Annotated in this window: 20 protein-coding genes and 5 pseudogenes; 6 read left to right on the top strand and 19 right to left on the bottom strand. The window is 51.1% G+C overall.

The features are described from left to right. Window positions 1-159: 159 nt before the first annotated feature. Together MTP36_RS11215 and MTP36_RS11220 are read right to left on the bottom strand one after the other, a co-directional pair. The gene (locus tag MTP36_RS11215) at window positions 160-555 is read right to left on the bottom strand and encodes a helix-turn-helix domain-containing protein (RefSeq protein ID WP_330220857.1); all 396 of its coding nucleotides are present in this window, start codon (window positions 553-555) and stop codon (window positions 160-162) included. After that, window positions 476-700 carry a hypothetical protein gene (locus MTP36_RS11220; protein ID WP_249250464.1) on the bottom strand — a complete coding sequence of 75 codons (225 nt, stop codon included), beginning with the start codon at window positions 698-700 and terminating at the stop codon, window positions 476-478. Before MTP36_RS11220 ends, MTP36_RS11215 begins: the two co-directional genes overlap by 80 nt. A 423-nt stretch (window positions 701-1,123) precedes the next feature. On the opposite strand from MTP36_RS11220, the gene MTP36_RS11225 reads away from it, so the two are divergent. After that, window positions 1,124-1,483, top strand: coding sequence for a helix-turn-helix domain-containing protein (locus tag MTP36_RS11225; RefSeq protein WP_242983291.1), 360 nt, complete (start codon window positions 1,124-1,126; stop codon window positions 1,481-1,483). 87 nt (window positions 1,484-1,570) lie between these two features. On the opposite strand, the gene MTP36_RS11230 is transcribed toward MTP36_RS11225, so the two are convergent. From MTP36_RS11230 to MTP36_RS11255, 6 genes and pseudogenes are all read right to left on the bottom strand, one after another. Continuing rightward, the gene (locus tag MTP36_RS11230; protein ID WP_112146454.1) at window positions 1,571-1,789 is read right to left on the bottom strand and encodes a hypothetical protein; all 219 of its coding nucleotides are present in this window, start codon (window positions 1,787-1,789) and stop codon (window positions 1,571-1,573) included. Between the two features lie 139 nt (window positions 1,790-1,928). Beyond that, window positions 1,929-2,360 carry a winged helix-turn-helix domain-containing protein gene (locus tag MTP36_RS11235; RefSeq protein WP_249250466.1) on the bottom strand — a complete coding sequence of 144 codons (432 nt, stop codon included), beginning with the start codon at window positions 2,358-2,360 and terminating at the stop codon, window positions 1,929-1,931. Between the two features lie 75 nt (window positions 2,361-2,435). Continuing rightward, on the bottom strand, window positions 2,436-2,585 hold the full coding sequence (locus tag MTP36_RS11240) for a hypothetical protein (protein WP_249250474.1): 150 nt from the start codon (window positions 2,583-2,585) through the stop codon (window positions 2,436-2,438). Window positions 2,586-2,594: 9 nt separating this feature from the next. After that, window positions 2,595-2,714: pseudogene (locus MTP36_RS11245) on the bottom strand (metal-dependent transcriptional regulator); the annotation flags it as partial. A gap of 11 nt (window positions 2,715-2,725) precedes the next feature. Further along, window positions 2,726-4,462: an ABC transporter ATP-binding protein gene (locus MTP36_RS11250; RefSeq protein ID WP_330220858.1), complete on the bottom strand. Its 1,737-nt coding sequence runs from the start codon at window positions 4,460-4,462 to the stop codon at window positions 2,726-2,728. A gap of 14 nt (window positions 4,463-4,476) precedes the next feature. Next, window positions 4,477-6,222, bottom strand: a complete 1,746-nt coding sequence (locus MTP36_RS11255; protein WP_249250503.1) for an ABC transporter ATP-binding protein — start codon at window positions 6,220-6,222, stop codon at window positions 4,477-4,479. Between the two features lie 257 nt (window positions 6,223-6,479). On the opposite strand from MTP36_RS11255, the gene MTP36_RS11260 reads away from it, so the two are divergent. Further along, on the top strand, window positions 6,480-7,655 hold the full coding sequence (locus MTP36_RS11260) for an IS110 family transposase (protein WP_117527650.1): 1,176 nt from the start codon (window positions 6,480-6,482) through the stop codon (window positions 7,653-7,655). A 219-nt stretch (window positions 7,656-7,874) separates the two neighbouring features. Here MTP36_RS11260 and MTP36_RS11265 read toward each other — a convergent pair whose 3' ends face one another. Both MTP36_RS11265 and MTP36_RS11270 read right to left on the bottom strand, forming a co-directional pair. After that, the gene (locus tag MTP36_RS11265; protein ID WP_249254431.1) at window positions 7,875-8,663 is read right to left on the bottom strand and encodes a ParA family protein; all 789 of its coding nucleotides are present in this window, start codon (window positions 8,661-8,663) and stop codon (window positions 7,875-7,877) included. Further along, window positions 8,663-9,085: pseudogene (locus tag MTP36_RS11270) on the bottom strand (DUF6017 domain-containing protein); the annotation flags it as partial. The gene MTP36_RS11265 and the pseudogene MTP36_RS11270, both read right to left, overlap by 1 nt. A gap of 273 nt (window positions 9,086-9,358) precedes the next feature. Here MTP36_RS11270 and MTP36_RS11275 point away from each other — a divergent pair. Then, window positions 9,359-10,564: an IS110 family transposase gene (locus tag MTP36_RS11275; protein WP_154244678.1), complete on the top strand. Its 1,206-nt coding sequence runs from the start codon at window positions 9,359-9,361 to the stop codon at window positions 10,562-10,564. A 256-nt stretch (window positions 10,565-10,820) separates the two neighbouring features. Here the strand turns inward: MTP36_RS11275 and MTP36_RS11280 are convergent. Both MTP36_RS11280 and tnpA read right to left on the bottom strand, forming a co-directional pair. After that, window positions 10,821-11,270: pseudogene (locus MTP36_RS11280) on the bottom strand (replication initiator protein A); the annotation flags it as partial. 409 nt (window positions 11,271-11,679) lie between these two features. After that, window positions 11,680-12,114 (bottom strand): IS200/IS605 family transposase, encoded by a 435-nt coding sequence (gene tnpA / locus MTP36_RS11285; protein WP_249254432.1) that lies wholly within the window; start codon window positions 12,112-12,114, stop codon window positions 11,680-11,682. A gap of 334 nt (window positions 12,115-12,448) precedes the next feature. Between tnpA and MTP36_RS11290 the strand changes: the two genes are divergently transcribed. Both MTP36_RS11290 and MTP36_RS11295 read left to right on the top strand, forming a co-directional pair. Next, entirely contained in the window at window positions 12,449-13,456 is a 1,008-nt protein-coding gene (locus tag MTP36_RS11290; protein ID WP_236132173.1) for a PocR ligand-binding domain-containing protein, read from the top strand. Window positions 13,457-13,756: 300 nt separating this feature from the next. Further along, window positions 13,757-15,589 carry an alpha/beta hydrolase gene (locus tag MTP36_RS11295; protein WP_154252784.1) on the top strand — a complete coding sequence of 611 codons (1,833 nt, stop codon included), beginning with the start codon at window positions 13,757-13,759 and terminating at the stop codon, window positions 15,587-15,589. A 227-nt stretch (window positions 15,590-15,816) separates the two neighbouring features. On the opposite strand, the pseudogene MTP36_RS11300 reads toward MTP36_RS11295, so the two are convergent. Both MTP36_RS11300 and MTP36_RS11305 read right to left on the bottom strand, forming a co-directional pair. Continuing rightward, window positions 15,817-16,026: pseudogene (locus MTP36_RS11300) on the bottom strand (replication initiator protein A); the annotation flags it as partial. A gap of 816 nt (window positions 16,027-16,842) precedes the next feature. After that, entirely contained in the window at window positions 16,843-18,027 is a 1,185-nt protein-coding gene (locus tag MTP36_RS11305; protein ID WP_249250516.1) for a recombinase family protein, read from the bottom strand. A gap of 124 nt (window positions 18,028-18,151) precedes the next feature. On the opposite strand from MTP36_RS11305, the pseudogene MTP36_RS11310 reads away from it, so the two are divergent. Next, a pseudogene (locus tag MTP36_RS11310) lies at window positions 18,152-18,601 on the top strand (HAD-IC family P-type ATPase); the annotation flags it as partial. A gap of 418 nt (window positions 18,602-19,019) precedes the next feature. Here the strand turns inward: MTP36_RS11310 and MTP36_RS11315 are convergent. The 5 genes from MTP36_RS11315 to MTP36_RS11330 form a co-directional block, all read right to left on the bottom strand. Next, the gene (locus MTP36_RS11315) at window positions 19,020-19,193 is read right to left on the bottom strand and encodes a hypothetical protein (protein WP_249250518.1); all 174 of its coding nucleotides are present in this window, start codon (window positions 19,191-19,193) and stop codon (window positions 19,020-19,022) included. 45 nt (window positions 19,194-19,238) lie between these two features. Next, entirely contained in the window at window positions 19,239-19,373 is a 135-nt protein-coding gene (locus MTP36_RS15975; protein WP_256466514.1) for a hypothetical protein, read from the bottom strand. 149 nt (window positions 19,374-19,522) lie between these two features. Then, window positions 19,523-21,604: a CocE/NonD family hydrolase gene (locus tag MTP36_RS11320; RefSeq protein WP_249250528.1), complete on the bottom strand. Its 2,082-nt coding sequence runs from the start codon at window positions 21,602-21,604 to the stop codon at window positions 19,523-19,525. Between the two features lie 22 nt (window positions 21,605-21,626). Further along, on the bottom strand, window positions 21,627-22,796 hold the full coding sequence (locus MTP36_RS11325; RefSeq protein ID WP_097779860.1) for a DUF819 family protein: 1,170 nt from the start codon (window positions 22,794-22,796) through the stop codon (window positions 21,627-21,629). 25 nt (window positions 22,797-22,821) lie between these two features. Further along, window positions 22,822-23,895, bottom strand: coding sequence for a mandelate racemase/muconate lactonizing enzyme family protein (locus MTP36_RS11330; RefSeq protein ID WP_097779859.1), 1,074 nt, complete (start codon window positions 23,893-23,895; stop codon window positions 22,822-22,824). Window positions 23,896-23,912 lie beyond the last annotated feature (17 nt).

A 23,912-nucleotide genomic window follows, 5' to 3' on the forward strand; every position in this document is an offset into this window, starting at 1 on the left:
ACACGGTACAGTTTCGGGCTTGTCGGCCCCTGTCAGGGGGGCTGCCCTTGCTGTGACCATAGTGTACTTGAAAACCAAAGTTCTCGTTAGGAACCAGTAGTTCCGGTTTTTCGATTTTAGCCGGAACCAATCGTTCCGGTTCAGAACAATAAAGTGATTTTAAGCAGATTCGCCCAGCATTTCCAGCATAGCAAGAATCCACCGCTGCATTTCTTTCAGTTCTTTGCGGAGCATTTGCAGCTGATCTTGCAGTTCCTGCTCCCGCTGGGACGCAGACACACCTAAGACGATGTAGTCCAGCGAGGAGCCAAATCGCTCCCGCAGCTCCACAAAGAGGTCGACAGACGGAACTTTCTCACCCTTCTCCAGATTTCTCATGTAGCGGTCACTGATGTTCAGGTCGATGGCAAGCTGTTCTTGTGTCACTTCACGGTCTTTTCGGAGGTTTTGGATTCGTTCACCCGTTGCAGCAGGATCATAATACATCACTCCCTCCGTTTCTTCCGCCGGGAGTGGGCGGAGCTTCATCTCCCATGCCGGATACGGCCAGCACATGATTTTTCACCAACATGAAAATACGGTCGGCATCAGCACTATGATTTTTGGTGCGCTTTTTGACGTTGGAAACTTCCAGCAATCGAGACAGTCGGAAGTACCATGTGGCCATCTTGAACCACGGAAGCAAATAGGTCGATTTCATTATCAATAATCCTCCAGTTATTTTACGGAATGTGAGCATTCGGACAAAAAGGATCGTGGTGGCCCACGACACCTTGCCCTTAAAAGCGCAAAAACGCCAGCCTCCCATTGAGGGAAGCTGGCGCAGCACAGCATATCGGCACGATTGTGGATGGCAAAGCGGAACGATTGTGCCTGTTTCGGAGCGGTCTGGTCTACGGCAGCAGACAGACTTTTTTTGATGCGTTACCCCAATAAAAAATCACAGTTACCTCCACAAACGGCAACTGTGATCGAATAGCGCGTGAAATCGCCCGGACGAGTTACCGTTTTTTTATAACTCGACCGGGAAACGCAAAAATCGGCATTATACTTCCTACTCACAGGAAATACAAGGTTATACCGCGTCATTCACCAGAACGATACAATACTATTGAGGTGAACGATGATGCCGAATTCTGACTTGAAAGTACTTGGAGAAAAGGTTCGCAAGGAGCGCAAGCTGGCAGGTTTAACACAAGAACAACTTGCTGAACGCTGCCATGTTTCAACGAAGCATATCGCCAACATTGAAAAAGGCAGCATGAATCCATCTTACGAAATTCTTTTGGCGATTGCTCGTGTTTTGCCGGTTTCGCTTGATGCGCTGATTACTCCGGGGATGGGTAAAACGGAAATAGAGTTAAAAGAGTTCAATCGAATCTATCTTTCCTGTCCAGAAGCGGTGCGAGAAACCTTAATGGACTCGACCCGCACACTGGCAAAGCATCTGACAGAGTTTTACAGTAAGATTGAAAATCCCTGAAAATGTTTTGCTTGTGGTACAGTATAGCATATTTTTCAAAGTCACTATACCAAAACGAACCCAAAAGCAAACCAATTTTATACCAATTCAGTCGATTCCCAAGCTAACCTGAATCTCTGTTTCCAAATCATTTGCCAATGCCGTATATAGTTCTTGTGGTGTGCGGCAAAGAATTGCATTGAAATTGATAGGGTCGCCCTCATTGAAAAGCCTTACATATCCCCAGCGGCATGGAACAACGTCCAAATAGGTCGCAGACTCTAAAAAGCTATGGAAGTGGGTCAATACTTCTTCAAATGTTTGCATGGTTTGACCTCCTGAATTAAGTCATCTCTATTTTAGAATATTCTTGGTCATCTATGCAAGGATGCCGATTTTGTACAGCACAGAAAACGATAAAAGCCATACCGAAGAATCCTACTAGGATCTCACGGTATGGCTTTTATTACAGATTGCGATTCAATCGCACCGATTCCGATGATGGGACAAATTGATATCCAATGTTGGAAACCGTTTTAATATAACGGGGGTGATCTTTGTCATCCTCTATTTTCTGGCGGATTCGACCGATCGTGCTGGTGACGGCTCTCAAATAGCTTTCGCTGTCCTTATGCCAGACTGCTTCAAAGATCTGCTCCTTTGTAAACAGTTTGCCCGGATGCTGTGCCATCAAACTCAAAACACCGTATTCGTAACGACTCATGTACACCTCTGTTCCGTGTTTGAAAACACGGTGGTGTTCCAAGTTGATTTCCAGACCGGGATAATTCAAGGTGTCTGGCGCAGCACGGTTCGTTTCAATCCACTCAAAAATCGTCTGCTCTTGGGGAGGGCAGTGGTCCTTCGTGATACGAACAATAACTTCAATTTTTTGCATAGAATTCTTCTAGAATCTTTGGTGAACAACTTCTCACAGACATTTAATGCTCCGCATCGCATACGCTGAATTTTGTTAAGCAAGGCTCCATCCAGCCGCATTCTTTCGGATGTTGACAAACTCCTGATAAATGCCGGGCTGCTTCAAAAGTTCTTCGTGCGTGCCCTGCTGTGCAATCTGGCCGTTGTCAATAGTGAGAAAGCCGCCGTCCCGCAAGGTAGCCACTGCATGTCACACGCTGGGTTTTGACACCTCCATGTGCCGGGCTACATCTACGGAGCGCACCATACCGAGTTTCTTTTGGAGAACAAGGATGGTTTCCATGTAGTCCTCCCCGGACGCATGAAGTTTCATCTGAGCCTCCTTTACTGAGCCAGCTTCCAGCCGATGGCCTCCTGTCTGGCCGATACAAAATCGGCATACAGGCCCTTTTGCTGGATCAGCTCCGCATGAGTGCCGCGCTGGACGATATGAGCGTTGTCCAGTACAAGGATCTGATCGGCGTTGCGGACGGTTTTCAGACGGTGGGCAATCATGATGATGGTCTTGTCATGGGTCAATGCCTCGATAGCCCGCTGCAATTCATCCTCATTCTCCGGGTCAACGCTGCTTGTTGCCTCGTCCAAAATGATGATGGGTGCGTCCTTCAGCATGGCGCGGGCGATGGAAATCCGCTGTTTCTCGCCACCGGACAAAGTACCGCCTCCCTCGCCAATCACGGTGTCATAGCCATCCGGCAGGGCAGAAATAAAGTTATGGCAGCAAGCCTTTTTCGCCGCTTCAACCACTTGTTCATGGGTAGCATCCGGGCAGCCAAACTTGATATTGTTCTCAATCGTATCTGCAAATAGGTACACGCTCTGGAACACCATCGAGATATTCTTCATCAGGCTGTCCAGCTTGAAATCCCGTACATCCGTACCGCCTATGGTAATCTTCCCGGCATTCACATCCCAAAAACGGGCAATCAGGTTGCACATCGTTGTCTTTCCTGCCCCGGAAGGACCGACAATGGCCGTAGTCGTTTTTTCGGGAATGGTAAAGCTGACCTGATCTAATATCTTACGGTCTGCGTAGGAAAAATCCACCTTGTCAAACACGATCTCGCTGGACTCCGGCGTAATGTCAACGCCTTTTTCATCCATTACCGGCGTGTCATCAATGGAGTTTGCCGTATCCATCGAGGCCGCCAGCATTTGTAGCAGAGAGGCCATATTCCCGGCGTTCTCCAAATCGTTGAACACCATGAAAGAAGCAATCACCAAAATCAAGCCATAGGCCAGCGACAGGGAGCCGTCCAGCCAGAACCAGACCGAAGCCAAAAGCAACAGGACGCTAAACACCCGGACAACAGCCTGTTTGATGGCATCATAGGGAACACTGGCCTTTGTCAGTTTCAGGTTGTCCCGGCAGCTCGCCTTAATTGCACTGCCGATAGACTGCGTGCTGTCCCGTTCCAGTCCAAATGCTTTGACAATCCCCATGCCCTGAATGTACTCCAACACAGACTCCACAAGGGACTCCTGTGTGTGCTGGCGTACCCCGCTGAGCGCGGCAGATTTGCGAAGCGCCAGTTCCGCCGCCGCAAGGTAAATCAGGACACCGGCAGCGGCCACAAGACCGATCCGCCAGTCAAATACCAACAGGACGATGACGAGGGCAACCGAGTTGAAAAAACCGCCCAGCACTGACACCAGAACACGGGCTGCTGAGTTCTCTACATCACCCAAAGTTGTTGTGACAATGGCGGTAATATTCCCGATACTATTCTTGTTGAAGTAGCCCATCGGGATGTAGCGCAGCCGATCTCCGATGCGGATACGCTTTTCCGCCACCATGCAATAGCCGGTTTCCGTCTGCTCCATCGTGGAGAAATAGGTCGTAATAATACGCCCAATGAGGGAAACGGCCATAATCCCCAGCGAAAGCCAGATAAACTTTCCGTCCCGGTTGTCAGATACCAGCGCGCCGATCACTACAAAGAGGGCGGCAAACTGCATGGCTGAAAACAGCCCGGACAGGAATGAGAATGACAGGGATTTTTTTAGAAGCCCCTTTTTGCTGCCTGCAAAAGCAAAGATTTTTTTCAATGTTCCATACATCTGACAACACCCCCTTACATCTGGTCTTTCGCGCCGATGTGCGCCTGCCACATATCCCGGTAGAGGGGGCAGGTTTCCAGCAGCTTCTCATGCGTACCCTGTGCGTGGATGGTTCCATCCTTCACCACAACGATGTTATCTGCGCCAACAATGGTAGACAGCCGGTGTGCGATCACAATCAGGGTCTTGCCGACAGTTAAAGTGGAAATGGCTTTCTGCACCAGCGCCTCATTCTCTGGGTCGATATAGGCAGTTGCCTCGTCCAAAATGACAACCGGCGCATTTTTCAGCATGGCGCGGGCGATGGCAATCCGCTGGCGTTCACCGCCGGAAAGATGGGAACCGGCGCTGCCGACAACCGTATCATAGCCATTATCCAGCTTGCGGATAAAGGCGTCACAGCCGCTTTGTTTGGCTGCCTGCTCCACCTCTGCGTCCGTGGCACTGGGTCTTCCCATGCGGATATTATCCCGGATACTGCGGTTAAACAGGTAGTTGTCCTGAGATACATAGGAAATCTGGTCTGCAATTTCAGACAGCGGCATATCCTTCAGCTCATGGCCGCCGAGGGTAATGCTGCCGGATGTAACATCCCAATACCCGGCAATCAGCTTCGCCACCGTAGACTTGCCGGAGCCGGACGGCCCTACAAGAGCGGTCATGGTTCCGGGGTGGATGGCGAGATTCACATCATGCAAAACCTCTGTTGTCCCGTCATAGGAAAACGACACAGACCTAAGAGAAATGCCGGTATTTTCCAGCTTGATCGGCGTTTCTTTATGGTTCAGTTCTTCGGCGTTCAGAAGCTGGCTGATTTCTTCCACATTTGTCCCCAGTACAGCCAAATCGTCCGTAAAGGTAAAGGCCGCAATAATCGGCCCAATCAGCCCCAGCGAGAAAATCACAATGGACAGGAAGGTGGAAAGTTCCAGACTGCCGGAGAGCCAGAATGCAAAACCGCAGGGCAGCACGCAAATCAGCACTGAGGGCAGGATGGCGTTGTAGGCGCTCATGGTTTTCTGGTTTTCCCGCATCCAGTCCACATAGTAGTTGGCGTTATAATTCACCGCGTCAGAATATTTTTTGTAGGAACCGGCGGATTGGCTGAACGCCTTTACCACCTCAATCCCGCCGATGTACTCTACAATGGCATTTGCCATCTGCTTGCCTGCCTTGACAGCACCCTCCCATTTGACGGGATAATTCTTCATACCGGCGGACATGACAGCAAGGCCCACCACCAGCGTAACAAGGGACAGGAGCGCCATACGCCAGTCCAAAAGGAACAGGTACACGGCGATTACAAGCGGCACCAGCACATTTGCGGTCATTTCCGGGATCAGGTGCGCAAAGGTCGATTCCATGCCTTCAACCCGGTCAACAATCGTCGTTTTGTACTGGCCGGACGGAGTATCTAAAATCGTCCCCATCGGGACGCGGGCCAGCTTTGCGGTGATATTCTCCCGCAGATCACGCAGCGTGTAATAGGTCGCTGTGTGGGAAATCGTTGTAGAAAGACAGGAAAACAGCACCTTCCCAAAGTAGCCGCACAATGCAATAATACCAGCGGTCACATAGCGGGAAAAATTCTGTTCCCCAGACAACATCATTGTGACAATATGCGCCACGCAGAAATAGGGCACCATCTGGCAGGCCACGCCTAATACCGCAAGGATAATACTGCCGATGAATTTTCCATGATAAGCTTTGCCCCATCCCCATAAGACGCTTATGGGCGACTCTTTCTTTTCCTCCTTCATTCTGTGGACACCTCCTCGTATTATAAAAGAGTAGTATTTATAGACCGCTCTCCAGCGGTATGCTACACTGTATGGGATGCTGTGGATTGGTGAACACCTCCTACCGCAAAGACGGTTTGACGAAGGCTCCAACCACAGCTTCTTTGTTGAAATGTTAATCAGTTAGATACCGCCAGACGGTTTATTTAGAACGAGGTTACAAGAGCAAAGAAGTCTGTGGTCCTAAGCAGCATTGAATAATATAACGGAGGTATAAAATGGTCTGTGTCGGAATTGATGTTGCCAAAGATAAGCATGACTGTTGCATTCTCGATTCGGAAGGAACGACCCTTGTCGATTGCTTTACCATTCCCAACAACATGGATGGTTTCAAAAGTCTGCTACAAACAATCCAAGACTGTTCTCAAAAATCAGACAAAATAAAAGTAGGGCTTGAGGCTACCGGACATTATAGCTACAACATCCGTGGGTTTCTTCTTGACAATGATCTGCCCGTCTATGTCATGAATCCCTTGCATACCAACCTGTATCGAAAGAGCCTCAGTCTTCGCAAAACTAAAACCGATCGTGTGGATGCAAAAACGATTGCAACTATGCTGTTGTCCGATGTAGACCTCAAGTCCTACACAGATACAGCATATCACAACGAAGAACTAAAGTCACTCACGAGATACCGATTTGATAAAGTTCAGGAACGCGCTAAACTAAAGCAGTCGGTGTCCAGATTGGTTACAATCCTGTTTCCGGAATTGGAACAGCTTGTTTCGTCTATCCATGGCACTTCAATCTACGCACTTCTCAGTGAGTATCCCGGTGCAAAGCAGATTTCAGAAGCTCATCTGACCAGATTAGCTAATATTCTCGTGAAAACATCCAGAGGCCATTACCGAAAAGATAAAGCTACTCATATCCGAGATGCAGCCAGAACATCCATTGGTTCTGTTATGCCTGCTAAGTCTTTGGAATTAAAGCACACCATTAAGCTCATTCAAGAACTTACCTCCGAAATCAATGAAATTGAAGATGCCATTCGGAAAATCATGGATGAATTGAAACCGCCGATCCTTTCGATTCCCGGAATGGGATTTCATTCTGCTGCGATGATTCTTGCAGAGGTAGGGGATTTTTCGAATTTTAACTCTCCTGACAAAGTTTTGGCTTATGCTGGATGTTCTCCCTCCACATACCAGTCAGGAAAACTCACAAACTGCTATGCACACATGGAAAAGCGTGGCTCTCGTTATCTTCGATACGCTCTTTACACTGCAACCAAATACGTCTGCTACTGGAATCCTGTTTTTACTGAATACCTTACCAAAAAGCAAGCTGAAGGCAAGCACTACAATGTTGCCCTATCTCATGCCACAAAGAAACTCGTACGACTGATTTACGCTTTGCAGAAGTCCGGTAAAGCATATCTTGCCGTCACTTGATTTTCTCCAGAGCCTGAGTTAAACCTAAGAACAACTTAGCTGGCGCAGCGAACCCTTGACAAACCGAAGCATTCAAATGCTATTCTGTTTTTGCGAGGGTTGGCTGGGCTTGCTTTGCTGTTCTCTCCGTCACCCTCGCTACTCCAAGGCCAGCATTTGAATGATGTTTGTCATGGGCAGCGGATGGTTGGCGGATTTTTTCATTTTAGGGCTTGACTTTTAATAGTTAGTCTTCGTCAGAGAGCGGTAGGCTTCTGCCACCTTGCCTTTGGGGTCATGCTGGAAAATGCTTTTACCCACAGCACTGATCTCCGCAGCACGGACAGACCGGGGAATGGTCTGGTCAAACACTTTGATCTTGCTGCCGTAAGCACCCCGAATCAAATTGTCGATCTGCTGTCCATAGTTGGTGCGGCTGTCGGTCATGGTCAGCAGGATGCCCTCAATTTTCAATTTCGGGTTGATCTGCCGACGGACTTTCTGCACAGTCTGCAAAAGCTGTTCCAAACCTTTTGCGGACAGATACTGCGCCTGTACAGGGATCAGCGTAGTATCCGCTGCGGCTAATGCGTTGACGGTCAACATCCCAAGGGAGGGGGTGCAGTCCAACAGGATAAAGTCGTATTCTCGCTTTGCACCGTCCAACACCTGCTTGAGCATTTTTTCCCGGTTCATGCAGTTCACAAGGGAAACTTCCATCCCTGCCAGTTCGATGTTTGCCGGAATCAGGTCAACACCTTCTGCATGGTGCAGAACACCCTCGCCGGGTGGAATGCTCTGGTCGTTCATGGCTTTTGCTATCAGGGTGGAAAGGGTCGTGGGCAGTTCATCGGGCTGCTGCCAGCCCATGCTGATGGTCAAGCTGCCCTGCGGGTCAGCGTCCACCAACAGGACTTTTTTACCTTCCATCGCCAGCCCGATGCCTAGATTTTCACAGGTGGTGGTCTTGCCAGTGCCGCCTTTCTGGTTGACGATGGCAATTGTGGTTGCTTTCTTTGAAATTTTTATCACCCCCGCATCGCTAAGTCGTGATTAGTTTGGTTTTGATAGGAAAGCTGCATCGTGGTGGGTGCGTTGTACAGAGAAGCGAGCAGGTATTGTTTCATGTTTCGGATCGGGCTGCTGTTCTCTGCAAGGCACTTCAGCACAAAGCGGATATGGTCAGCGTTCAGCTTCATAAAGCGACTGCGTACCACCTCGGCGGGCTTATCGTCCCCGGCAATGCGCAGCAGCTTGCGGTTGGTAGCGCAGGTGTCCACCAGCAAATTCACGATTTGGTAGAGGGTATCTTCATCATCCGGGCAGAGCCGGAGCAGGAGTTCCACCTCCAAAGACTGAGAAAAATATTCTTCCAGTTGGGTGCGTTTGCTCATCCCATCCGCTTCTTCAGAATAGAATGGATCAGTCTCACTCATTTCAGTATCATTCTCTATTACAATAAACATGGAACCGGATATGGCAGCCAGCCATATTCCATTCCAACTCGTACCTAAGCTACAATAAGAGAGTAATCGGCTAACGCATCATTCTCTGGGCTTCTACGCCCGTTCTAAAGACAGTTGACCATCTCTCTTGTTGTAGCATTCGTTTTAAGCAGGTTGAGCCACCCGCCAAGCGGAGCGTTCGTGTCACCCAATAGATTGAATCGGCAACGAGTAAAAGATGGATTCCGGTTGCAAATACAAAGTAATGGAGGAACCGTTATGAACGCTGTAGGCATTGACGTTTCCAAAGGAAAGAGCATGGTTTGCGTCATGCGCCCCTTTGGAGAAGTAGTACTCGAACCCTTTGAAGTTTTACACACCGCCCAAAGCCTGAACGATCTGGCTGGGAAGCTCAAAGCTTTGGACGGAGAGACCCGTGTCGTCATGGAAGCCACCGGGAATTACCACAAACCAGTTGCTTTCGTTTTACACGATGCGGGCTTATTCGTTTCCGTAGTCAATCCTGTTCTGATTCATGACTATGACAACAACAGTTTAAGACGTGTCAAAACGGATAGAAAAGACGCTGTTAAAATCGCCAACTATACGCTCGACAAGTGGACACGGCTACGACAGTATCTTCCCGAAGATGATACCCGGCTGGCTTTGAAGAATTGTTATCGTCAGTACCAGCAAGCCGTGGCAGTTCGTACTATGCTGAAGAATAATCTGATCTCATCTCTTGACCTGACCTTTCCAGATGCAAACAAGCTATTTTCAAGCCCCGCAAAGAGCAACGGGTGCGAAAAATGGGTCGATTTCATTGGAGACTTCTGGCACAGTGAGTGTGTTTCAAGCCTTTCCTCTGATGCCTTTGCTAAAAAGTATTTAAAGTGGTGTCAGAAGCACGGATATAATTTCACTCGCTCAAAATCGGATACGATCTATGCCTGTGCAGTCAATGCTGCTTCTCTTCCAAAATCCCCAACCTCAAAACTCCTTATTCAGCAACAGGTCGCTCAGCTGAAAGCCGTATCTCAGTCCGTGGCTGCATTCCAGCAGGAGATGCTTCGCCTTTCTCAACAGCTTCCGGAATTTGATACTGTGATGGAAATGTACGGCGTCGGCCCTTCTCTCGGTCCTCAACTGATGGCTGAGATCGGAGATGTCCGTCGTTTCTCATCCAAGAAATCACTCATTGCATTTGCAGGAATTGAACCGCAGCCAAATGATTCTGGCAAGATTGTGGGCAACGATAGCGGAATTAGTAAAGTGGGTTCGGCTGTTCTACGTAGGACGCTCTTTCTGATTATGACTGTCATCTTGAAGACACAACCTCAGGATGAGCCGGTTTTTCAATTCATGAACAAAAAGCGCTCTGAGGGAAAACCCTACAAAGTTTACATGATGGCTTCAGCCAACAAGTTCTTGCGAATCTATTATGCTAGAGTGAAAGCTGTAATGGACTCCAAACACTCAAAATAAGCATGGATATTTGTTTTTGGTCGTAATTTCCTCTTGAGCCTGAGCTGAATTCAAAGAACCGCTTAGCTGGCGCAGCGAACCCTTGACAAACCGAAGCATTCAAATGCTATCCTGATTTTGCGAGGGCTGGCTGGGCTTGCTTTGCTATCCCCTCCGTCGCCCTCGCTGTGTTTTGACCAGCATTTGAATACTGTTTGTCATGGGCAGCGGTCGGTTAGCGAATTTTCTTGTTTTGGGACTTGACTTTTATTAGCAGGTCTTTAGTCTTATTACATCGTGATTTTGAAGGGTCTTGACTTGCGTTTTTGAAGCCTCCAGAATCGTGAAAATCACGATTCTGGAATATTGATTTTGACGATTCTGCTGAAAAGTTCTTCACATACACCAAACTTGGCTTTCCCAGACCTCTGCGTTTTCGTTCAATCAGACCAAACTTTTCGAGTTCCCGGAGCAGCTTGGTCGCTTTGTTGTCTGCGCAACACAACGCCCTCTTGACATCCTCTATCGTGAAGATAATGAACACCCGGTTCTGCTCGTCCAGCCAGCCGTTTTTCACAGACAGGCTCATGCGGTCAAGCAGGATGCCGTACAGGATTTTTGCATCGGTGGACAGACTCTGGAACCGTGGCTCCTGAAAAAGAGCCTTGGGAATGCGGTAGAACGAAAACAGTTCTCCGGTTTTCCCGTAGAAATAATCAAGGATCATGCTGTTTTTCAACCGTCTGTCCTAAAACGAACGTGATTCTTCGTGCGTAGGAAGATGTTTTTGCAACATAAATAACAGGCATTTTGAAAACTCACCTCCAGTCTTCCAGTTGGGATATGTACAAAAAATTAACGCTATACCGTATATGTTTTGCGGTGCGTATACCGATCGCTATATTTTGTATAGAGTAAGGCAATATTTGATAGCTTTTTTAGGCATTTTCATCTTTGTTGGGTGCGTAGCTGTCGGCGCTGTTTTTGCCGATTTGTGCAGTCAAAACCACCGGCTGAGCCGGTGGCTTGAGTAAGCCCTAGAAAGGCATAATACTAGTAAAGCCCCTTAAGGGGCCACGAATGGGTCTGTCAACTGCATTCCTGTCTCGTGGCAGGCCCCTCAAGGGGCCTTTTATTTACGCCTTGGTTCCCTTGCTACCCGTAAACGGGTCCGTGAATTCCTTAAGGCTTAACTGGTCTGCAATTTGGTCTTGTTCTAGCTGTCTCTTGATATACTCCTGGATTCTCTGCTTGTTTTTTCCAACAGTATCCACAAAATATCCTCTGGCCCAGAAATGCCGATTTCCATACTTGTACTTTAAATTCGCGTGTCTGTCGAAAATCATGAGGCTGCTCTTTCCCTTGAGATATCCCATAACGTAAGAAATGCTATACTTCGGCGAAAAACTTATCAGCATATGGATATGGTCCGGGCAGGCTTCTGCTTCAATTATTTCAATATCCTTTTGCTCGCATAGTTTGCGAAGTATCTGACCAATATCTTTTTTGATTTGGCCATAAATCACCATTCTCCGATATTTCGCTGCAAACACTACACTACACTGCGGCAAATCAGCAAACGTAACCCATTGCTGTTGCTTAGTGCGCGGTTCCCAACCAGTAGGAATGTCTACTGGGGATGCTGCCGCTAATGCCGTGTCCCAACAGGCGTTTTGCTTTTTTGTGAGCCTGAGGATGGTCGTTCCGCTCGACGCAGGGCTGATGAAGGCCTGCTGCATTCGGTTTGGGCAGATCTGTCCACGGAATCCCTCGTCAATATACCCTATTCAATGTAGAAAATTTGTACATTACCATGATTTTGCTCCGAGGACCTTGCTTTTCCATGCCGGGTCATTTATGATGGCAGTGTTCGAATGTCCGGCAAGGAGAAGGGAAATCGAAGGTATGAGCAGGTTTGAATACACCATAGAAAACGTTTTGGATATCCCTCTCTGGGAAAAAATGCAGGACCGGTTGGCGGAGCTGACCGGTACCGCCATCGTCTGCATCGACATCAAGGGGAAGCCTGTCACGAAACACAGTGGCCGTACCGCGTTCTGCAGCATCGTGCGAGAGAATCCCGTTTCTCGCAAGCGTTGCTTCCGCTGCGATGCGCTGGCAGGAGTGGAGGCAGTGCGCCGGGGCCGCCCCTACATCTACCTGTGCCACTGCGGCATCGTGGACGTAGCGGTCCCCGTCATGGTGGGGGATATCTACCTTGGTGCCGTGATGTTCGGGCAGGTGCGTCTGCGGCACAAGGACCGGGAAAAGGCGGAGCGTCTGGTAAACGAGATCAGTTCCATCCTTCCGCAAGAGGACGCTGCACAACAGGAGATCCTGCGGAAATACGAGCTTCTGCCGGAAATGGATTACGACCGGATCGTTCAGGTCGCAGAATATATCAACGATATGGTGCATTATATTGTTGACCGTGCCGTAAAGAGCCACACCCGGGATGAGACCTATAAGTGGCTGATGAGTGCCAATGCCGAACAGCCCAGCGAGGAGATCCAGATCCAGGAGCTCCTGCCGCAGGAGGAGCACAGACCGCAGCAGACCGGGGTGCTGCCGGTAAATCCCAGCAGCGTGGTCTACCCGGCGGTGGTCTACATCCGGGATCATCTGCAGCAGGAGATCACCATGATGGAGATGGCAGACCTGTGCCACCTCAGCCCCAGCTATTTTTCCCGGACCTTTAATAAGGAAACGGGAGAGAGCTTTGTGAACTACATCAGCAGCCGCCGGATCCAACTGGCAAAGGAGCTGCTGCTGGAGACTGGCAAAAGCATCTCCCAGATCGCTGAAGAGGTAGGCTATGACAACATCAGCCACTTTACGGCGGTGTTCAAACGCACAGAGGGGATCACCCCCTCCGCCTACCGGTCGTCGAAAAAACGAAAAAAATTTTCATAATAGCGGGCACTGCTTTCCAAAAAAAGCACCGGATCGGGGCTGCAGCACAAAATCACGTGCTGCAGCCCTTTGTTCAGTTCTTACAATTACAGCAGCTTTAATTTGTGGAAGTTATTTTGTATACAAACGGAAAAGACAAAAAACGAATAAATGACAAAAAACAGCAACAAAATCCATAAAAAGAGCAACAAACTTATTTATTGCATTTTTTGTGCATCTTTGATAAATTCTCATTAGGCAGTTGAGTGTGAAGTGTTACACTCAACAAAAAGAAAAAAATCACAACAAGGAGGAAACAAAATGAAAAAGCAAAAGAGCGCGAGCTTCTGGGTCGCGATCGCTCTGATCCTATGCCTTATAAGCTCTTTGGGCGCATCCATGGTGCAGACAGGCGGCGGTGCGATCAAGTACCACGACATCACTATGGTCACCGACAGCGGTCACGAACTGGACGCCCTTCTGTTGGTGCCGAAAAACGCCACCAGAGAGAACCCCGCTCCGGCGATCGTCACCAGTCATGGCTGGTACAACAACCGTGAGATGCAGGACCTCAACTATGTTGAGTACGCTCGCAGAGGCTATGTGGTCATCTCCATCAGTATGTACGGTCACGGCGACTCTGAGGTCATCCCGGACGGAACCTGGTGGGATGCTGAGAACAATGCCAACGGTCTTTACGATGCCGTAAAGTACATTGCTCGCCTGCCCTACGTTGATGCAAGCCGCATCGGCGTTACCGGTCACTCCAACGGCGCACTTGCCAGCCGTGTGGCTGTGATGCAGGACGAGGAAGGGCTGATCGCCGCCGCACTGCTGGTGTCCAACGATGCCGTTTACAAGAAGGACGATCAGTGGGTCAACATCTTTGGCAGCCGTGATGCTGGTATCGTTGCTTGCCAGTACGACGAGTTCTTCCACCGGGTAAAGCAGGAAGACGGCACCAAGAGTGCTCCCCGGGATTACATCGACCAGAATACTGCACAGTCCTTCCTGCACTTTGGCGTAGACCCCACCGGTCTGGACAAGCGCAGTGCCGATACCTACTACACCGAGCAGATCGACGGCAAGGAATCCATCCGTGTCATCTTCAACCCGGCCATCACCCACCCTTGGGCACACTTCTCCAAGAATGTTGTTGCTGACAGCGTCACCTTCTTTGACAAGGCACTGGATGCTCCCATCAAGCTGGATGCCAACAACCAGACATGGCAGTGGAAGGCATTCTTCAATACGGTGGGCATCGCTGGCTTCTTTATGTTCGTCATCTACGCCGCCATCGCCCTTCTGGACGCTCGCTACTTTGCAGAGCTCAAGCCTGCTGCTGACGCACAGCCGCTCCCCGCTCCCAAGGGCAAGGGCAAGGGCTGGTACTGGGGCGGTCTTGCATTTGGTGCCATCATGGGCATGATCCTCTACCCCACCATCTATGCATGGTGCAGTAAGAACCGTCCGGCATTCTGGAATCAGGGTGCCACCTGGTACATCGGTATGTGGACCTTCCTCTGTGGCGTGTTTACCATCCTGGTTATGGTGGTGACCTATAACTGCTATAGCAAGAAGAACGGCCTGGACCTGGCAGAGCGTGGCGTGAAGATCAGCGGTCGCAAGCTCTGGAAGACCATCGTTCTGTCCCTTATCGTGGTGGTCGCCGCCTATGCGCTGGTGTTCATTTCCGACTACCTGTTCCTCACCGACTTCCGCCTGTGGTGCTTCATCACCATCCGTGCATTTGCACCCATGCACTTTGCCACCATTGCAAAGTATCTGGTGTTCTGGCTGGTGTACTACATTGCCCTGTCTGTTGCCACCAACGGCTTCAACTTTGTACAGCTGGGTAAGTCCAAGTGGCTCAGCACTCTGGTGCAGATGTTCTTCGTCTTTATCGGACCCGAGATCATGATCGGCGTTCAGTACATCACCTTCTTCAACAAGGGTTTCCTGTGGTCCGAGCTTACTCACCTTGGCGGCTCCATTACCGGCATCTGGCTCTACCCCATCGTTTTCATCCTGCCCCTTGCCGTCTTTGTGTGCAGCAAGATCTACAAGAAGTCCAAAAACCCCTACATCGGCGGCATCATCATGGGCATTCTCGCCTGCGTGGTCTCCGTCACCAACACCCTCACCCTGGGCTAAGCACACCCACTCTGTTCCTCTGGATCAGAACTGCAGCGGTGTGACTGCGTTGTAGAAAAGCCGGGCTGCTCCACAGTTTCTGTGCAGCAGCCCGGCTTTGTGTTATCTGGGCATTTTTAAGATCAGCGGTTGGGTGCCATCCTTATTCCATCAAAAGCCATTGGGATGGCCGAGTATTTTATACCAACAGGTATGCGCTGTGGAGCTTTTATTCTGCGATGGGCATGGTCTGGTATCGTGAAGAGGATGAACACCCGGTTCTGCTCGTCCAGCCAGCCGTTTTTCACGGACAGGCTCATGCGGTCCAGCAGGATACCGTACAGGGTCTTGGCATCGGTTGACAGGCTCTGGAACCGTGGCTCCTGAAACAGAGCCTTTGGAATGCGGTAGAACGAAAACAGCTCTCCGGCTTGCCCGTAGAAATAATCAAGGATCATGCTGTTTTTCAACCGTCTGTCCTAAAACGAACGTGATTCTTCGTGCGTAGGAAGATGTTTTTGCAACATAAATAACAGGCATTTTGAAAACTCACCTCCAGTCATTCAGTTGAGATATGTACAAAAATTGACGTTATACCGTATATGCTTTATGGTGCGTATACCGCTTGCTATATTTTGTATAAAGTAAGGCAATATTTGATGGCTTTTTTGGGCATTTGCATCTTCGTTGGGTGCGTATCCATCGGCACTGTTTTCGCCGGATTTGTGCAATAAAAAAGAAACAGCCAGAAAAAATCTAACTGTTTCTCGTCAATTTTATCGCACAGGGGATATAATCCGAATCATCCCCATACGGTGTATGATCCGCAAGAAGTATTCAGATGGTCGCCCGTTCAAATCGCATCTGAAGCGCATTTCTCCTGAAGTGTAACTTTTTTACATTGAAGCAAGAATGGCAATTTTTTCTCGAAAGCAATGCTCGTCCGAAAACCCGCATTACGCCTATGTTTTTTGCCATTTTTCAAAAGAAATGTTTTGTCCTTTGGGGGCTTCTTTAAGGTCCGCATGGGAGAGCGTTCGGTTCGCATCCGAGAGGTCAAGGGTTCGAATCCCTCTAGGTCCACCAATTTGCCGCATCGTTTTGTGCGATGCGGCGTTTTTTATGTCCAAAAAACTTTGGCGGACCGTGCCGGGCTCCGAACCCTGAAGTCGGATGCGAACCGGGCGGGGTCATCAATGTACTATTGGAAAATCCATCGGTTTCACGCTTCTTTCTTTGCATTTTGCAGAGTGCTACGGGCAAGTTCATCGCTTTTATGCCCCCTTCTCGGAAATTTCTTCAAAAATTTCCGCACCATCGTAGGTTGACACAGCCTTGAGCTGCTCCACTTGATTGAAGCTGGCGTTCAGCGTAATCAAGATCTCATAGTCTTTTCGGACGCGAATCTCCTTAATGAACTGCTGCAAAATGGCGCGGCGTTCATCGTGGTTGGCGGTGTCGTAAACATCCGCCCATGTAAACAGCTCGTTGCAGATGTAGTTACTGCGCTTTGCCGTTTTGGTGGCTTCTTCGTATTCTTCCTGCGCCTGAACAAGTTGCTTTTCCAGAGTTTCCAAAGCCTCTCTTGCCTCGGCTACCAGTGTACCCAGCAGTTCTTTGTCCAAGGCACTCACGCCCCGGATGACGAGGATGGTTTCGGCTTTCAGGTCGTCCAGCTCTTTCTGCTTGGCTTCCAAGTCTTTCTGGATTTTCTTGATTTTCTTCTGGATGCGGGCGGCATCGTTGTTTTTGACCGATTCCAGCAGCTTTTTCCGGGAAACCTCGCGGAACTGTGCGAAGATCTGCCGGACAACTTCTTCCACAATGGAATCCAGCTTAGAAACACCATAGCCGGACTGCCCATCGCAGTCACCCGGATGCCGGATCTTATAAAAGCAGCTATACCGCGGCCGGACTTCTTTCACCGTATGCCCATCTGCGTAGGTATGTGTCCGTCCGCTGCTGGTCAGGCTCAAGCGGTTGCCACAGTGGGCACAGTAGACCAGCCCGGTCAACAGGGCTTTGGAGCTGGTACCCAGTGAAGTACCGCCACGCTCACAAGTGCGTGCCTGCCGCAGTTCCTGTGCCTGCTCGAACAGTTCTGGTTCGATGATGCGGAGCTGCGGACACTCCGTCTCCACCGCACCGTTGATGAGGTACCCCGTGTATCCTTTGTTCTTGATCATCCGAACGATGCTGGTGTTGGGGATATTTTTGTTGTTCCGTCCTACGACTCCCTGTTCATAAAGATAGTGGCTCAACTTCTGTGCGCCGTAGCCCTCATAAACATACTTGTGAAAGATCAGCCGGACGATCTCAGCTTCCGCTTCATCAATCACAAGGTCGCAGACCTCTTGGTTTTTCTTGTTCACCCGACCAAGGCGGACACGCTTGTAGCCAAAAGCCACGGTGCCGCCTGTATAGTGGCCTTCCCCGGTGTGTCCCTTTGGTCGAAACACGGTATAATGTATAAACGCGTTTTTTCATTGCATTCTCACTTTCTTTTGGCGAGAAAAGCAAAATCAAACGGATATTGTCCATATCAGGTTTTCAAGGTTCAGTTCGATTTTATCTTATCTCACACAGTTAGCCTCCGCTCTGGGGTTGGATGAGGTTTACAGTGAACTGCTTCCTGCTGACAAGGTGGAGAAAGTGGAGCAGTTGATCCAAAACAAACCAGAGAAAGAAAAACTGGCTTTTGTGGGAGATGGCATCAACGACGCCCCGGTGCTTCGCCGGGCAGACATCGGCATTGCTATGGGCGCTATGGGTTCTGACGCTGCCATTGAAGCTGCGGATGTAGTACTGATGGATGATGACCCCTTGCAGATCTCCAAAGCAATCAAAATCTCCCGCAAGTGCCTTGGCATCGTCTATCAGAACATCGTGGTGGCCATCGGCGTAAAACTGGCCTGCCTCGTGCTGGTCGCTCTGGGCTTCGCCAATATGTGGCTGGCCGTGTTTGCGGATGTGGGCGTGATGATTATCGCCGTCCTCAATGCTATCCGGGCGCTGTTTGTGAAAAATCTTTAAGGTTCAGAAATCCCCGCCGACCGGATGGGGCCGAGAGTGCGCTACAATCAAGCCATACAAGAGATACGAGGAAGTCAAGGAGCAATGTACGATATCTGTCTTACCGTTTCAGCATGGTGCATCATCGGCCTATTAGGTGTTCTGTTTATAAGATCATTGGGATTCCGAGAGTTTCATCAAGAGAAAATTATCCCTTGGCTCGTGGGGATTGCTATGATTTTCTTCCTGATAGAACTCATGTTTAACTAGAACTGAAAGCAGTTGAATACGGACTGAAAGGTCGCATTGTTGTGGCAAGCAGTGCAGACGTATATACATCTGCTTATTTTGCGTTGCAAAACGCTTGTTGGGTAATGCCCCAAACCCCTTTGATCTGCATTTTTCCCAATGCAGGCTGCGCGTCCCGACGGGACGCTTTTTACCCGGTGATGCGCTCCGGGGCGTTAAGAACCTGCATGAGGTGAGAAGCGGCTTCTGCAAGAGAATCGTACTTCATCTGTTCAGGAACTGGTGTTTCCAGAAGAGAAACGCCCCACACCTGCATACAGTCCGCAAGTTCTTTCTGCGCCTGCAATACCGCAGCCTTACGCACATCCGGGGTGGGTTCTGCATCCAGAACGTAGGCTGTGGAGTATTTTCAGTTGCAATCTTCTGTCAACTGCACCATGGAGTAGTGCTCATCCCAAAAGTGACAGAAGCAAACCCTGCCACCGATGTTCTCCATTTCGATACACAGTTCTTCTTCGCCGCTCCATTGCGGAGTCTCAGACAAAATGCGATTCAGTTCCGAAAGAGCCTGCCGTTCTTCAGCCGATAACCTCCTAGACATGAAAAGCCCCGGCCTTTTCTGGCCGAGGCTTGATGGTTGCGGAGCAGAATGTAATCTGTTCGCTTCCGCTGACAGGGAGGGCATTCCATAGTTTAGGGTTCCACCCGCACCGTCAGGCGGGAGGCGTGCAATCCACCGTGGTATACCCGGTTATGGGCCACCACGGTCCGGGCGGAAGCAAAACCTTCCCGGGTGTTGCTGTTGGGGAAGATGAAATTCTTGGCGCTAGAGGTGACAGTCACCCGGATGCGGTGGCCTTTCCGGAAGCAATTGGACAACTTGGTGGTGCGGATCTTCAGGCAGACGATCTCGCCTTCCTGCAAAAACTCCGACCGGGCAAAGCCATTACGGTATCGGGCGCTGAGCAGGCCATCCGCCAGTTTGATGGACCGGCCGTTCTCATCCACGTCGGTAACACGCACCACAAAGTCGGTATCCGGCGCGTCAGAAGAAATATACAACTCCGCCGTCATATCACCGGTCAGAACCAGGTTTTCCTTCAGCACAGGGGAGGTGTAGCACAGCAGGTCCTGACGCAGTTCCTCCCGGGTGTAGTCCTCTGGCACTTCGATCTCGTTCTCCGACATATCGATGATGTGCTGGGACGGATGTTCGGGGTCATAGGCGTAACCATCGCAGTTCTCCCGCTCCGGCTTGGCAAAAGTCAGCCGCCCGTCCCCGGCAGAGGTGTTGGCATGGCCGTCACTATCCAGATACAGGTGGGTGACCCGAGTCTCGGGCACCGGCCAGTTTTCAGCGGTCTTCCATACCTCCTGGCCCAGGGTGTAGTATTCTACCGGGGCAGTCTGGTCGATGCCGTTGTCCACTTCCTTGAGGTGATGCTCAAACCATCGGAAATACAGCCAGTCCAGATCAAAGCGCAGCGCCTGGCTGCCGAAGGATACCCCGTGCATGTCGTACTTACTGTTGCCGCTGTGCTGCCAGGGCCCCAGAATGACCTTGCGCATGCCCCGAGGGAAGTCGTGGACCAGTTCCAGGGCTTCGGTGGTACCCATGCCGTTGTCGTCAAACCAGCCGGACTGAATCAGCGCCGGGATCTGCGCCCCGACGGAGCGTTCCTGCCAGTTGGACATACGCCAGAAATCGTTGTAGTCACTGGGTTCCAGCCACCGTGTGATGAAGGGCACATCGTACCCCAGAGCCTTTTTCGGCAGGTCGGTCAGGGGGCGGATGTTCAGCACTTTCTCCCAGTCATCGCGTTCCATCAGCTCAGGGTGGAAGGTTTTCTGAGACACCGCAAAGGCCCAGGCCAGCATGCCCGAGGTGAAAGACCCACCCCGGCGGGGCAGATCCACAAAGGAGCTGCCCGCGCAGACTACGCTGATCAGAGCTTTCAGGTGGGGGTTGCCGCTGGCAGCGGCCGCCCACTGTACGTAACCCAGGTAGGACCCGCCCACCATACCGATGCGTCCGCTGCACCATGGCTGGGCGGCGATCCAGTTCAGAGTATCGTCGCCGTCCTCCACCTCGTGGTAGTTGGGCAGCCATTCGCCTTCACTGGCGTTTCGGCCGCGCACATCCTGTACTACCACCGCGTAGCCGCGCTGAACGTAACGGTAGTATACCTCACAGCCGTCCTCTTTGCCGTATGGGGTGCGTACCAGCACTGCGGGCACCGGGGTACTGCAGTTTTTAGGCAGGTATACGTTGGTGGAAAGATGTACCCCGTCCCGCATGGGCACTGGGAAGGTCAGCGCATGTTCTACCGGGAACAACTGTTCCTCTGGCCAGGTCGAGCGCCACAGGCGCAGGATGGTCTCCTCCTCGGCACCGGGTTCCACCAGCACCGTGACCATCTCCCGGGCAGGGCAGGTGACGGCGATCAGCCGCCCTTCTTTCATCTGTTTGTTGTTGGGGAATTTTACATCCCGCTGCAGGTAGCTGCAGCCGTCTTCGCTGGTGTAGCGCTCGCCGCACAGGGAAACTTCCCCGGTGCCATGCAGCCCCGACTCGTAATGGGACAGGTTCTGTCCCAGGGCGGCAAAGTCCATCTTCACAAAGAAACGGTAAAAATCCCGGTCCTGTTCAGTCAGGTCCTGCCAGTCCAGCAGCGCACCGGTATGCACGTCCAGTTTCTGGATCTGGGATGTGCCGTCGCCCAGCCGCAGTCTGCCGTACAGGATGCCTGAAACATATAAGTCAAAATTACGCATTTCCGTTTCTCCCGTTTTCCGTTCAGGCGCCGATGAAAGCACGGATGGCATAGGCTACACCGATGCCCACATAGTTGCCCAGGGCACCGGCCAGTACGCCCATGAGCAAGCCGATGTTGATAAGGGTCTTCCACTGGGCGCTGGAGGCGATGAGGGCGGCGGTGGGGCCATCTGAGATACAGCCTACGATGGACAGCAGCACATACTCAAAACGGACTTTCAGCAGCCGGGTGATGAGCAGGTGCAGCAAAATGGAACAGACGATGACACAGAAGCAGAACAGGGTGATGTAGAAGGTGGATCCGAAGAACTGCTTCAGGTCCACCGCAAAGCCGATGGTCACCAGGAACAGCAACGCTACGAAAAGGCCCAGGTCAAAGTTGCCGCGCAGCTTGCGGACGGCTGGCACCTGTGCCAGGATGATGGAGAAGGTGGTGATGAGCAGGATGCGGCCTGCACTGCGGAACCCTGCTCCGAATACCATCGAGGAGATGCTGGTGGCAGCCCACACGGTTCCAAAGCCGATGGCCAGCAACCAGGCGATTTCCTGGATGGACCATTCCTTGGAAGTCATCAGTTCCTCGTGGTTGCCATCCCCCAGCAGTTCCGGCTCGCTCATTTCATAGGGCCACAGCTTTTTCAGCCATTTGGAACTCTTGTACAGGGCGGGGGTAGCAAACATCAGGATCAGCGTGGGGATGCCCACCACATAGTCGGCGGCATTGGCCGAGGCGATGGTGGTCTTGCTGGCATCCAGGCCTACAGCGATGGCGGTCAGGTTGGAACTGCCGCCGGTGTAGGTGCCCACGAACATACCGGCCACCTTCCAGCCCTCGTTGATTTTGTCGGCGAATAGTACGCCGAACACCAAAGCTGCCACGCAGACGCTGAATATGGCCGAGACCAACGCAATGACCGGTTCCTTGGATAATTTGCGCATCTGTTTCAGGTCCAGGCTCAGCAGGCAGATGGAAATGGACAACGGCACACAGTAGCTGCTGACGGCATCATAGGTAGCACTGGAGGTAGGCACGATCCGCAGGTTGGACAGCACGATACCCATGATGATAACCGTCAGGGCCGGACCCAGCGTTTTGAACGCCTTGAACCGCTGCAGCCAGAATCCCAGTGCGACCATGGCGACCATGATGAACAGGAGCGCGCCTTCGGAGGAAAAAATCGTATTCGGCATAATACACCTCTCTGCGGGATCCCGCTTAAAAATCAATATCGATGCCAAGGCCCGGTTTGTCGGACAGGGTGTAGACGCCGCCATTCACGGCAAAACCTCCGGGCATACCCATCTCGGGGTCCACGGCGTACATAAAGCTGTCGCAGTCCGCCTCGGTGATGTTCTGCTTGGCGGCAACCAGACTCACACCGGCAGCAATGGCCACCTTGGTCTCCAGCATGCAGCCCACCATGCACTGCACATGGTTTGCCTCGGCAATGGCGTTGATCTTTTCCGCCGGGTACAGGCCGCCGCACTTCATCAGTTTGATGTTGATAATATCTGCAGCATCGATCTTGCAGGCCTTTGCTGCATCGATGGGGGTGTGGACCGACTCATCCAGCATGACCTGCAAGTCCACCTTGGAACGCACAAAGCGCATACCGTCCAGATCCCAGCTAGGCAGGCACTGTTCCACCGCTTCCACGCCCAGCTTTTCAAAGGCTTTCAGGGTGCGCACCGCATCGCTGACAGTGTAACCCTGATTGGCGTCCACACGCAGGCGGATGTTGGGGCCCACCGCCTGACGGATCAGGGTCAATGCCTGGATATCCTCGATCGGGTTGATGCCGGCCTTGATTTTCAGAATGGTGAAGCCATCCTTTTCCACCCGTTCCCGGGCTTCGGCGGCCATAGCTTCCGGTGTGTCAATGCCCACCGTCATGTCAGTGACGATCTGGTTCACGCTGCCACCCAGCACCTTGTACAGAGGCTGACCCATCAGTTTGCCCTTGATATCGTACAGGGCAATATCCACCGCGGCCTTTGCCGAGGTGTTGCCTGACAGCAGGCGGTCCATCATCCTGTGGATGCCCTCAATATCCAGCGGATCCATGCCGATCAATCCGGTGCGGAACAGTTTCAGCGCTTCCAGAACGGTGGCTGCGCTCTCGCCGGTCACCGGTTCAAAGGGCGCGGCCTCACCGATGCCCCACAGACCTTCGTCGGTGGAGATCTTCACCAGCACATTCAGCGAATGATCCTGTACCGCAAAAGCAATGCGGAAGGGCTTTTTCATGGGGATACGGATGGTTTCTACCTTTACATCTGTGATTTTCATAGGGTTCCTCCTGCATA

The sequence above is a fragment of the Faecalibacterium sp. I4-1-79 genome, assembly GCF_023347235.1.
In the GTDB taxonomy this organism is placed as follows: domain Bacteria; phylum Bacillota; class Clostridia; order Oscillospirales; family Ruminococcaceae; genus Faecalibacterium; species Faecalibacterium tardum.

Bases quoted from the DNA above. Each gene is read 5' to 3' on its own strand.
- MTP36_RS11215 (WP_330220857.1), bottom strand. From the start codon at position 555: ATGTGCTGGCCGTATCCGGCATGGGAGATGAAGCTCCGCCCACTCCCG.
- MTP36_RS11220 (WP_249250464.1), bottom strand. From the start codon at position 700: ATGAAATCGACCTATTTGCTTCCGTGGTTCAAGATGGCCACATGGTAC.
- MTP36_RS11225 (WP_242983291.1), top strand. From the start codon at position 1,124: ATGATGCCGAATTCTGACTTGAAAGTACTTGGAGAAAAGGTTCGCAAG.
- MTP36_RS11230 (WP_112146454.1), bottom strand. From the start codon at position 1,789: ATGCAAACATTTGAAGAAGTATTGACCCACTTCCATAGCTTTTTAGAG.
- MTP36_RS11235 (WP_249250466.1), bottom strand. From the start codon at position 2,360: ATGCAAAAAATTGAAGTTATTGTTCGTATCACGAAGGACCACTGCCCT.
- MTP36_RS11250 (WP_330220858.1), bottom strand. From the start codon at position 4,462: ATGTATGGAACATTGAAAAAAATCTTTGCTTTTGCAGGCAGCAAAAAG.
- MTP36_RS11255 (WP_249250503.1), bottom strand. From the start codon at position 6,222: ATGAAGGAGGAAAAGAAAGAGTCGCCCATAAGCGTCTTATGGGGATGG.
- MTP36_RS11260 (WP_117527650.1), top strand. From the start codon at position 6,480: ATGGTCTGTGTCGGAATTGATGTTGCCAAAGATAAGCATGACTGTTGC.
- MTP36_RS11275 (WP_154244678.1), top strand. From the start codon at position 9,359: ATGAACGCTGTAGGCATTGACGTTTCCAAAGGAAAGAGCATGGTTTGC.
- MTP36_RS11290 (WP_236132173.1), top strand. From the start codon at position 12,449: ATGAGCAGGTTTGAATACACCATAGAAAACGTTTTGGATATCCCTCTC.
- MTP36_RS11295 (WP_154252784.1), top strand. From the start codon at position 13,757: ATGAAAAAGCAAAAGAGCGCGAGCTTCTGGGTCGCGATCGCTCTGATC.
- MTP36_RS11320 (WP_249250528.1), bottom strand. From the start codon at position 21,604: ATGCGTAATTTTGACTTATATGTTTCAGGCATCCTGTACGGCAGACTG.
- MTP36_RS11325 (WP_097779860.1), bottom strand. From the start codon at position 22,796: ATGCCGAATACGATTTTTTCCTCCGAAGGCGCGCTCCTGTTCATCATG.
- MTP36_RS11330 (WP_097779859.1), bottom strand. From the start codon at position 23,895: ATGAAAATCACAGATGTAAAGGTAGAAACCATCCGTATCCCCATGAAA.